Source organism: Cellulomonas avistercoris (assembly GCF_014836445.1).
Lineage (GTDB): Bacteria > Actinomycetota > Actinomycetes > Actinomycetales > Cellulomonadaceae > Cellulomonas > Cellulomonas avistercoris.
Window position 1 is genome coordinate 38,311 of the sequence record NZ_JACSQV010000005.1, and the last position, 7,285, is coordinate 45,595.

The 7,285-nt window shown below is 76.8% G+C and carries 7 protein-coding genes; 4 read left to right on the forward strand and 3 right to left on the reverse strand.

The features are described from left to right. Positions 1-73: 73 nt before the first annotated feature. Positions 74-1,246, forward strand: a complete 1,173-nt coding sequence (locus H9657_RS07160) for a D-alanine--D-alanine ligase family protein (protein WP_191781859.1) — start codon at positions 74-76, stop codon at positions 1,244-1,246. A gap of 54 nt (positions 1,247-1,300) precedes the next feature. Here H9657_RS07160 and H9657_RS07165 read toward each other — a convergent pair whose 3' ends face one another. Next, positions 1,301-1,774 carry a DUF3515 family protein gene (locus H9657_RS07165; RefSeq protein ID WP_191781861.1) on the reverse strand — a complete coding sequence of 158 codons (474 nt, stop codon included), beginning with the start codon at positions 1,772-1,774 and terminating at the stop codon, positions 1,301-1,303. 93 nt (positions 1,775-1,867) lie between these two features. Here H9657_RS07165 and H9657_RS07170 point away from each other — a divergent pair, with 93 nt between their 5' ends. Beyond that, the gene (locus H9657_RS07170; RefSeq protein ID WP_191781863.1) at positions 1,868-2,848 is read left to right on the forward strand and encodes a thiamine-phosphate kinase; all 981 of its coding nucleotides are present in this window, start codon (positions 1,868-1,870) and stop codon (positions 2,846-2,848) included. A 40-nt stretch (positions 2,849-2,888) separates the two neighbouring features. On the opposite strand, the gene H9657_RS07175 is transcribed toward H9657_RS07170, so the two are convergent. Further along, on the reverse strand, positions 2,889-3,413 hold the full coding sequence (locus tag H9657_RS07175; RefSeq protein ID WP_191781864.1) for a GNAT family N-acetyltransferase: 525 nt from the start codon (positions 3,411-3,413) through the stop codon (positions 2,889-2,891). 118 nt (positions 3,414-3,531) lie between these two features. Continuing rightward, positions 3,532-3,723, reverse strand: a complete 192-nt coding sequence (gene rpmB, locus H9657_RS07180; RefSeq protein ID WP_013117530.1) for a 50S ribosomal protein L28 — start codon at positions 3,721-3,723, stop codon at positions 3,532-3,534. A 315-nt stretch (positions 3,724-4,038) separates the two neighbouring features. On the opposite strand from rpmB, the gene H9657_RS07185 reads away from it, so the two are divergent. Together H9657_RS07185 and H9657_RS07190 are read left to right on the forward strand one after the other, a co-directional pair. Continuing rightward, complete coding sequence (locus H9657_RS07185) at positions 4,039-5,541, forward strand: DAK2 domain-containing protein (protein ID WP_225214850.1); 1,503 nt, start codon at positions 4,039-4,041, stop codon at positions 5,539-5,541. 1 nt (position 5,542) lies between these two features. Then, a partial coding sequence (locus H9657_RS07190) for an ATP-dependent DNA helicase RecG (protein WP_318241360.1) occupies positions 5,543-7,285 on the forward strand: 1,743 nt, incomplete at its 3' end.

Sequence of the window (7,285 nt, forward strand, 5' to 3'; positions counted from 1 at the left end):
GTGGCAGGTTACGCCCGGGGCCGCCGCCCGCGCGGCCCGCGGGGGCGGCGCGGGAGGGTAGGGTCGGTGCGCGATGGACGCCACGAGGATCCCCCTGACCGACGCTGACGGCCGCACCGACGGTGCCGGCGGACCCGGAGGTCACCGCCCCCGGGTCATGGTGCTCTTCGGAGGACGCTCGGGCGAGCACGCGATCAGCTGCGCGACCGCCGGCGGCGTGCTGCGGGCGATCGACCGGGACCGGTACGACGTCGTCGCGGTGGGGATCACGCGCGCGGGCCAGTGGGTGCTCGCCGACGACGACCCCGACCACTGGGCCATCCGCGACGGCGTGCTGCCGGAGGTCGAGGACACCTCCACCCACGTGCTGCTGCCGCAGGGCACGACCGACCGCGACGTGCGGCTCCTGCGTGACGGCCGGCTCGACGCCCCGCTGGGTGCCGTCGATGTCGTCTTCCCGCTCCTGCACGGGCCCTTCGGCGAGGACGGGACACTCCAGGGGCTCCTCGAGCTGGCGGACGTGCGGTACGTCGGCTCGGGCGTGCTGGCGTCCGCGGTCGGCATGGACAAGCACATGATGAAGCTCGTGCTCGCCGGGTCGGGGCTCATGGTCGGACCGTTCCGGGTGCTGCCCGCCGGTCGTCCCGTCGACGTCGCCACGCTCGACGCGGTCGTCGCGGACCTCGGCCTGCCGCTGTTCGTCAAGCCCGCGCGCGCCGGGTCCAGCCTCGGCATCTCGCGCGTCGACGACGCCGCGGACCTGCCGGCCGCGATCGCGACCGCGCGGGAGCACGACCCCAAGGTGATCGTCGAGGCGGCCCTCGTCGGCCGCGAGATCGAGTGCGGCGTCCTCGGCGGACGTGCAGGCGCGCCGGCACGCGCCTCGCTGCCGGGGGAGATCGTCGTGACCGACTCACGGCACGCGTTCTACGACTTCGAGGCGAAGTACCTCGACGAGGCCGGCGTGACGCTGGCCTGCCCGGCCGACCTCGCCCCGGACGTCGTCGCGCGCGTGCAGGACGTCGCGGTGCGGGCGTTCGACGCCGTCGGGTGCGAGGGCCTCGCCCGCGTCGACGTCTTCGTGACCGACGACGGCGACGTCGTCGTCAACGAGATCAACACGATGCCGGGGTTCACGCCGTTCTCGATGTACCCGCGGCTGTGGGACGTGTCCGGCGTCGACTACGCGGCACTGGTCGACGAGCTCGTCGGTCTCGCGCTCGAGCGGCCCACGGGTCTGCGCTGAGCGTCCCGTGGCGCTGCCCGGCGCTCACGTGCAGGGCACTCACAGGCAGCGCGCTCACAGGCAGCTGCGCTGCTGCTCCGTGAGGGCGACGGCCGGGCCCAGCAGGTCCACGAACGACGTCGAGCGCGACTCGGCGACCTCGCGCGGGACGGTCAGCTCGACCGCGGGCACGCGCCCGTAGGTCGTGAACGTCCAGTCCCCGTCGTCCTCGACGACGACCCAGTCGATCGTCGGACCCTGGGGCGTCGTGACCGACTGGCAGCGTTCGGTGGTCGGGCCCAGCGGCTCGACCCCGCACCGCAGCACGACCGCGGCACGCGGGTCGCCCCACGCGGCTGTCGCCTGGGCGTCGGTGTCGACGCGCTCGAGCCCCTCGCCGAGCGAACGGGGCAGCGCGAGCACGACCGAGGCGCACACGGGGTCGGTCGCGAACGGTGCGACGGTGACCGGCACGGTCGGTGCGCACCCCGACAGGACGAGCAGCGCACCCGCTGCGGCGGTCGTCGCGACGGTGGGGCGGTGGAGCACGCCGCCACGCTACCCGCCGTCGGCGCCGCGCAGGACGCTGTCCACCGCCCGTCGCGTGCGGACGGCGTGCGCGCGACGGTCTAGCGTGGACGCGTGCCTGCCGAGAGCCTCGTCGTCGCCGACCTCGCCGAGCAGGACCTGCTCGACCGCATCTTCCCGCACCTGCCCGTGGGGTCGCGCACGCTCGTGCCCCCGGGTGACGACGCGGCCGTCGTCGTCGCGCCGGACGGCCGCTACGTGGTGACCTGCGACGTGCTCGTCGAGGACGTGCACTTCCGTCGCCGCTGGTCCACGGGTGAGGAGGTCGGGCGCCGGGCCGCCGTGCAGAACCTCGCGGACGTCGCCGCGATGGGCGCCCGCCCGGTCGCGCTGGTCGTGGGGCTCGTGGTCCCCGGCGGCACCCAGGTGGCGTGGGTCGAGGGGCTCGCGCGCGGGCTCGGCGACGCCTGCCGGCCGCTGGACGTCGGGGTCGTCGGGGGAGACCTGTCGTCCGGTCCCGTCGTCGTGGTGTCCGTCACGGCGCACGGCGACCTCGAGGGCCGCGCCCCCGTGCGGCGCAGCGGCGCGCGCGCGGGCGACGTGGTGGCGCACGCGGGCCGGCGCGGCTGGTCGGCGGCGGGTCTCGACCTGCTCACGGCGGGCCTGCGTGACGTCGCGCCGGAGCTCACGGCCGCCTACCGGGCGCCCGACGCGCCGCTGGCCGCGGGCCCCGCGGCCGCGCGCGGCGGGGCGACGGCGATGCTCGACGTCTCGGACGGGCTGCTGCGCGACGCCGCCCGGCTCGCGCGCGCGAGCGGTGTGACGCTCGACCTCGACGCGCCGCTGCAGGCCTTCGCGCAGGACGCCGCGGTGCTGGCCGCAGCGGCCGACGCGCTGGGCCGCGCGGACCTGGAGCGCTGGCTGCTCACGGGCGGCGAGGACCACGGCCTGCTCGCGACCTTCCCGCCGGACGTGCCGCTGCCCGAGCCGTTCCGCCGGGTCGGGGTGGTCTCGACCCGCTCGGACCACCTCGTGCTGGTCGCCGGCGCGCCGCCGCGCGACGCCGCGACGGGCTGGGACCACTTCGGCGCGTAGCGCCGCCCGCCCACCCGGGTGGCCGGGCGTCGTCGCGACGTCAGCCCCGGCGGTACCGCACCTCGAGGAGGTCGGCGCCGCCGACGTTCTCGAGCCGCTCGACACCGTCGGGGGAGAAGCCGTGGCGGCGGTAGAAGTGCCGCGCGCGCGTGTTGTCGGCCAGGACCCACAGGGACATCGGGGTCTGCTCGCCCGCCTCGCTCAGCACGGTGCGGATGAGGTCGCGCGCGACGCCGTGGCCCCACGTCCCGGGGTCGAGGTAGATCGAGTAGATCTCGCGCTCGCCGCGCCGCGCGTCCTCGTCACGGCTCGGGCCGTACGTCGCGAAGCCCAGGACGCGGCCGTCGGACTCGGCGACGTAGGTGCGCACGTGGTCCTCGGGCCCGTGGGCGAGGTGATCGGCCCAGCGCGTGGTGCGCGCCTCGAGGTCGAGCGAGCGCAGGTGGTCGTCGGGGACGATCCCGGCGTACGCCTCCTGCCAGGACCGGATGTGCACGGCAGCGATGCCCGCCGCGTCCTGGGTGGTCGCGGGGCGGATGGTGACCTCGTCGATGTGCTCCACCATGGCGTCCACCCTGCCACAGGTCCTGGGCAGCACGAAGGTCCACGAGCGGATGCTCGTGGACCTTCGGCGTGTCGTTCGTGTGTCCCGTCGCGTCGTGCCCGACGGGGCGTGCGGGACGTCAGGCCGCGCGCTGCACCTTGCCGGCCTTGAGGCACGACGTGCACACGTTGAGGCGCTTCGGGGTGCCGGCGACGACCACCCGCACACGCTGGATGTTCGGGTTCCAGCGCCGCTTCGTACGCACGTGGGAGTGCGAGATGCTGTGCCCGAAGCTCGGGCGCTTGGCGCAGACGTCGCAGTTGGCAGCCACGGTCTTCTCCTGGTTCTGTCCTGTCGCGGGCCGACGGGCGGCCCAGCGGTCGTGCACGTGTCCCGCGCCCCCGCTCGTCGACCCGGCCCGGGGGCCAGGACCGCACGACGGTGCGTCGGAAGGTCTGTGGGGGTCCCGGACGAGGTCCGGGCAACCGGGCAAGACTAGCCCATCGTCGGGGCAGCCCCCAAATGTCGGCGTCGTGCGGCACAGTGGGCGGCGACCGGCAGGCGGTTCCCGGGTCGGCCGGACCGGACCGCGCCGCCGTGGCCAGGACATCCGCGCCGGACCGGTGCGGCCGGCGGAGACGAGGAGATGCGTGTGGAGGTCGCGGCGCGGCAGGTCGTGCTCGACGGGGACGCCGTGCGCGCGTGGGCGCGCGGTGCGCTGACCGCGTGCCGCGCGGCCCGTGAGCGCATCGACGCCGTCAACGTGTTCCCCGTCCCGGACGCGGACACGGGCTCCAACGTCACGCTGACGGTCGCGGGCGGTGCCGAGGCCGTCGCCGCGGACCGCGGCGACGACGGTGCCATGGCACTGCTCACCGCCTTCGCGCGCGGTGCGGCCAGGTCGGCGCGCGGCAACTCGGGGATCATCCTCAGCCAGTGGCTCGTGGGGCTGGCCGCCGGCCTGGCGCAGGACGAGCCTCCTGGTGCGGGCGGTGCTGCGGCGCTGGTCACCGGCCTGGAGCGGGCGGCCGAGGCGGCGCGCGGCGCGGTGCCGGACCCGCAGGAGGGGACCGTCCTGACCGTCGCCCGCGAGGTGGCGGCGCACGCACGGCGCGGCCTGGGTGGCGCGGCGGGCTCGCCCGCCGACGTCCTCGCCGCCGCGACGGACGCCGCGCGCGCGGACCTGGCACGGCTCAGCGCGGGCCACGACGTCCTGCGCGCCGCGCGCGTGGTCGACGCGGGGGCGTGCGCGCTGCTCGTCGTGCTCGACGCGCTCGTGCACACCCTGCGGACGGGAGGCGGCGCGCTGGGGGAGGCCGACCTGGACCTCGACTGGCTGCCCCGGGCGACGCCCGACGTGGTCGCCGGCTGCGGGCCGGCCGTGGGCGGCGCGTACGAGGTGATGATGCTGGTGCGGCCCACGTGGCCCGGTGCCGACGACCTCGCCGGCGCGCTGCAGGAGGTCGGTGACGCGGTCGCCGTCGTCGACGCCGGGGGGTCGCGGCACGCCCACGTGCACTGCGACGACCCCGCCGCGGCGATCGCCCTCGTGCCGCACGCGGCGCGGGAGCAGGTGGTCGTGCGGCGGGTGGACGAGCCGGCGCCCGCCGCCCGCGGGCTCGTCGTGCTCACGGCATCACCCGGCCTGTCGGCCTGGTACGCGACGTGCGGTGCGGTGACGCTCGTCGGTGACGACCCGGGCGCCGAGCAGGTCGCCCGCGCCGCCGTCGACACGCGCGCGGGCCGTGCCGTGGTGGTGGCCGCGGGCGTCGGTGCCACCGGCGGCGCACCCGCCGGTGCACCCGCGGGTGCACCCTTCGACCTGCTGACCACGCCGGGCGACGGGCCCGCGGTCGTGGCGTGCCTCGCGCTCGTCGCCGACGCGCAGCTCTCGCCCGACGCGGGGCGTGACGCGCTGGCGCGCCTGCGGTCGGCCACCCCCGCGGGACGCGGTGCGGTCGGGCACGCGCTGGCCGCCCTGCTCCCGCAGGTACCGGCCGCCCAGGGCGTGACGCTCGTGCACGGGCACGGCGTCGACCCCGCCGCGGCGCGCGCGGCGGCGGACGGGCTGGCCGCGGCGCACCCCCAGCTCGAGGTCGTGGTCGCCGGCCCGGCGGCCGGCGCCGACTGGTGGGTGGGGGTCGACTGACGTGCTCGCCGCCGACCCGCTCACCGTCCCGCTCACGCGCCTGAACGCCCGCACGGCCAAGGCGCTGGGCAAGCTGGGCCTCGTGACGTCCGGGGACCTGCTGCGCCACTACCCCCGCAGGTACGCCGAGCCCGGCACGCTCACCGACATGGCCGGGCTGCGCGTCGGTGAGCACGTGACCGTCGTGGCCGAGGTCGTGCGCACGTCGCTGCGCCCCACGGCGCAGGGGCGCGGCCTCCTGCAGTCGACGATCACGGACGGGCACAGCCGCGTCGAGCTGACGTTCTTCGCGTCCCACGTCAAGAAGCTCGAGTGGCGGCAGGGTCAGCTCCGGCCGGGCCGGCGCGGGCTGTTCACCGGTGAGGTCTCGCTCTACCGGGACACCCTGCAGCTCATGCACCCCGAGTGCCGCCTGTTCGGCGCCGACGACGACGCCCACGAGGAGGACGAGGCGCTGGTCGAGGCGGGGCGCCCGATCCCCGTCTACCCGGCCGTGGCGGGCTTCGAGTCGTGGAAGATCGCGCAGGCCGTGCGCACCGTGCTCGACCCCCTGCGCGAGGAGGACGTGCCCGACCCCGTCCCCGCGCACCTGCGTGAGCGTGACGCGCTCCCGAGCCTCGTCGAGGCGCTGCGCCTCGTCCACGTCCCGCAGGACGAGGCGCAGTGGCAGCAGGGCCGCGCCCGGCTGCGCTACGAGGAGGCCCTCGTCCTGCAGGCCGAGCTCGCACGACGCCGGGCGCGCGTCGCCCGCGAGGAGGCGGTGGCGCGGCCGCCCCGGGCGGGCGGCCTGCTCGACGCGTTCGACGCCCGGCTCCCGTTCACGCTCACGGCCGGCCAGCGGACGGTCGGCGAGGAGGTCGCCGCCGAGCTCGCCGCCCCGCGTCCCATGCAGCGTCTGCTGCAGGGCGAGGTGGGCTCGGGCAAGACCGTGGTCGCGCTGCGCGCCATGCTGCAGGTGGTCGACGCGGGTGGGCAGGCGGCGCTGCTGGCGCCCACCGAGGTGCTCGCCGCACAGCACGCGCGCACGCTGCGCGGCCTGCTGGGCGACCTCGCCGAGGGCGGGTTCCTCGGCGGCGCCGCCCTCGCGACCCGCGTCGCGCTGCTGACCGGGTCGCTGCCCACCGCGGCGCGTCGCAGCGCCATGCTCGACGCCGCGAGCGGCGCCGCCGGGATCGTCGTGGGTACCCACGCACTGCTGTCGCAGGACGTCCAGTTCGCCGACCTGGGCCTGGTCGTGGTGGACGAGCAGCACCGCTTCGGCGTCGAGCAGCGTGACGCGCTGCGCGCGAAGGCGGGCCGCACGCCGCACACCCTCGTGATGACGGCGACCCCCATCCCGCGGACCGTCGCGATGACCGTGTTCGGCGACCTCGAGACGTCGGTGCTCAGCGAGGTCCCCGCCGGTCGTCAGGGCATCACGACGCACGTCGTCCCCGCGGACAACCCGCGCTGGACCGACCGCACGTGGCAGCGCGTGCGGGAGGAGGTCGACGGCGGCGGCCGCGCGTACGTCGTGTGCCCGCGCATCGACGGCGACGCGGCGGCGGACGACGCGGACGGCACGGACCTCGTCGCGGACGCGGAGCCGACGGTCGGCGCGCCGGACGTCGCCGCCCGCCGTCCGCTGCGGGCCGTGCTCGACGTCGCCGACGAGCTGCGCGCCCGGCCCGACCTCGCGGGCGTCGGCGTCGGTGTCCTGCACGGCCGGCTGTCGCCCGCCGAGAAGGGCCGCGCCGTCGCGGCC

Coding starts and splice junctions, on each gene's coding strand:
- H9657_RS07175 (WP_191781864.1), bottom strand. CDS start 3,413: ATGGTGGAGCACATCGACGAGGTCACCATCCGCCCCGCGACCACCCAG.
- H9657_RS07160 (WP_191781859.1), top strand. CDS start 74: ATGGACGCCACGAGGATCCCCCTGACCGACGCTGACGGCCGCACCGAC.
- H9657_RS07185 (WP_225214850.1), top strand. CDS start 4,039: ATGCGTGTGGAGGTCGCGGCGCGGCAGGTCGTGCTCGACGGGGACGCC.